This is a genomic window from Mesorhizobium yinganensis (genome assembly GCF_040081985.1).
Classification (GTDB): domain Bacteria; phylum Pseudomonadota; class Alphaproteobacteria; order Rhizobiales; family Rhizobiaceae; genus Kumtagia; species Kumtagia yinganensis.
The window spans coordinates 1-2,478 of record NZ_JBEBMH010000082.1 but is presented as its reverse complement, the minus strand read 5'-3'; the positions used below and the strand labels follow the sequence as shown (position 1 = coordinate 2,478).

2 protein-coding genes are annotated in these 2,478 nt (G+C 60.7%); both read left to right on the top strand.

The features are described from left to right. Nucleotides 1-94: 94 nt before the first annotated feature. On the top strand, nt 95-1,624 hold the full coding sequence (istA, locus tag ABMA59_RS37045) for an IS21 family transposase (RefSeq protein WP_349010315.1): 1,530 nt from the start codon (nt 95-97) through the stop codon (nt 1,622-1,624). Next, nucleotides 1,614-2,408 (top strand): IS21-like element helper ATPase IstB, encoded by a 795-nt coding sequence (istB, locus tag ABMA59_RS37040; protein ID WP_349010316.1) that lies wholly within the window; start codon nt 1,614-1,616, stop codon nt 2,406-2,408. Before istA ends, istB begins: the two co-directional genes overlap by 11 nt. Nucleotides 2,409-2,478: the final 70 nt, after the last annotated feature.

The window sequence follows — 2,478 nt, the reverse complement described above, 5'->3', positions numbered from 1 at the left end:
GTGACCCAGTCGACGGAGGTTTTTCCATCGAGAATTGACCCATGTTTGAAGCTCCTCCCACACGGATTGTGTGGGGGACATCGGAGTGATCGACATGGAGTTATTGAGCGTCATCCGACGCTGGCACTACCGAGACCATCTTTCGATCCGCGACATCTCGCGCCGAACCGGACTATCGAGGAACACGGTTCGCAAGTATCTGCGCACTGACAGCGTCGAGCCCCGCTTCAACGTCGCGGGCCGTTCCAGCAAGCTGGACCCTTACGCCGACAAGCTGTCGGCGATGCTGCGTGTGGAGACGGGTAAGTCACGCAAGCAGAAGCGCACGGTCAAGCAGCTACACGCCGATCTGCTCGTGCTCGGCTATGAGGGCTCCTACAATCGCGTTGCCGCGTTTGCCCGGGATTGGAAGGCCGCCCGCCATCGCGAGCAGCAGACATCAGGCCGCGGCACTTTCGTGCCCCTGGCGTTCGTGCCAGGCGAAGCGTTCCAGTTCGACTGGTCCGAAGACTGGGCGATCATTGGTGGTGAGCGGACCAAGCTTCAGGTCGCTCACGTCAAGCTTTCCCACAGCCGCGCCTTCATCCTGCGGGCCTATCTGCTCCAGACTCACGAGATGCTGTTCGATGCCCATAACCATGCATTTCGCGTGCTGGGTGGCGTGCCGCGCAGAGGCATCTACGACAACATGAAGACCGCCGTCGACAAGGTCGGCCGTGGCAAGCAGCGCCAGGTCAATATCCGCTTCTCGGCCATGGTCAGCCACTTCCTGTTCGAGGCGGAGTTCTGCAATCCCGCATCAGGCTGGGAGAAAGGCCAGATCGAGAAGAACGTACAGGACGCCCGTCATCGGCTCTGGCAACCCACGCCCAGCGTCCCCTCGCTCGAGGCACTAAACGACTGGCTTGAGACGCGATGCCGGGATTGGTGGAGACTGACACCACACGGGTCGCAACCCGGCACGATCGCCGATGTCTGGGCCGAGGAAGTCCGACATCTGATGCCGATGCCGCGGCCATTCGACGGCTTCGTCGAATACAGTAAGCGCGTCTCGCCTACCTGCCTCGTCCATCTGGAGCGCAATCGCTACAGCGTTCCTGCCTCTTTCGCCAATCGACCCGTCAGCCTGCGGGTCTATCCCGAGCGCATCGTCGTGGTTGCCGAAGGCCAGACCGTCTGCGAACACCGCCGAATGTTTGCTCGCTCCCATGATCGCCAGAGCCAGACGATCTATGATTGGCGGCACTATCTGGCGGTCGTGCAACGCAAACCTGGCGCCTTGCGCAACGGGGCTCCCTTTGTCGAACTGCCAGCCGCCTTCAGAATGCTACAGCAGCACATGCTGAAGACGCCTGGCGGCGACCGCGAGATGGTCGAGATCCTGGCGCTGGTTCTGCAGCACGACGAACAGGCTGTGCTTGCAGCCGTCGAGATGGCTCTGGAGGCTGGCGTGCCGACCAAGACCCATGTTCTCAACCTGCTGCACCGTCTGGTCGACGGAAAGCCATTCATCCCACCGGCCATCAAGGCTCCTCAGGCTCTGGCGCTGACCACCGAACCACTGGCCAATGTCGAGCGCTATGACGCTCTGCGCCGGGCAAAGGAGGTGCGCCATGCGTCATAACCCTGCCAGCGGCGCACTTGTCATCATGCTGCGCAGTCTCAAGATGTTCGGCATGGCTCAGGCCGTCGGAGAACTGACGGAACAGGGCTCTCCAGCTTTTGAGGCAGCGATGCCGATCTTGTCGCAGCTCCTCAAAGCCGAGACGGCCGAACGCGAGGTGCGTTCCACCGCCTATCAACTCAAGGCAGCCCGCTTTCCCGTCTACCGCGACCTCAACGGCTTCGAGTTCGCGAGCAGCGAAGTCAATGAAGCTCTCGTGAAGCAGCTTCACCGCTGCGAGTTCATCGAGGATGCACACAATGTCGTCCTAGTCGGTGGTCCCGGCACCGGCAAGACCCATATCGCCACCGCCCTCGGCATCCAGGCGATCGAGCATCATCATAAGCGCGTGCGCTTCTTCTCCACCGTCGAACTCGTCAACGCCCTCGAACAGGAGAAGGTCCAGGGAAAAGCCGGGCAGATCGCCGGCCGGCTCGTCCATTCCGACCTCGTCATTCTCGATGAACTTGGCTACTTGCCGTTCAGTGCGTCAGGCGGTGCGCTGCTCTTCCACCTGCTCAGCAAGCTGTATGAGCGCACCAGTGTCGTCATCACCACCAATTTGAGCTTCAGCGAGTGGGCCACCGTCTTCGGCGATGCCAAGATGACCACCGCGCTGCTCGATCGCCTAACTCACCATTGCCATATCCTGGAGACCGGAAACGACAGCTTCCGCTTCAGGAACAGTTCGGCAAAACCCGTCAAACCCGCGAAGGAGAAAACCAAAAACTTGACCCCGACCTGACCCAGACCCATCATCCACCCGGGTCAGTTCTCAGTGGAAACCCCGGGTCAGTTCTTCGCGGAAATCAACA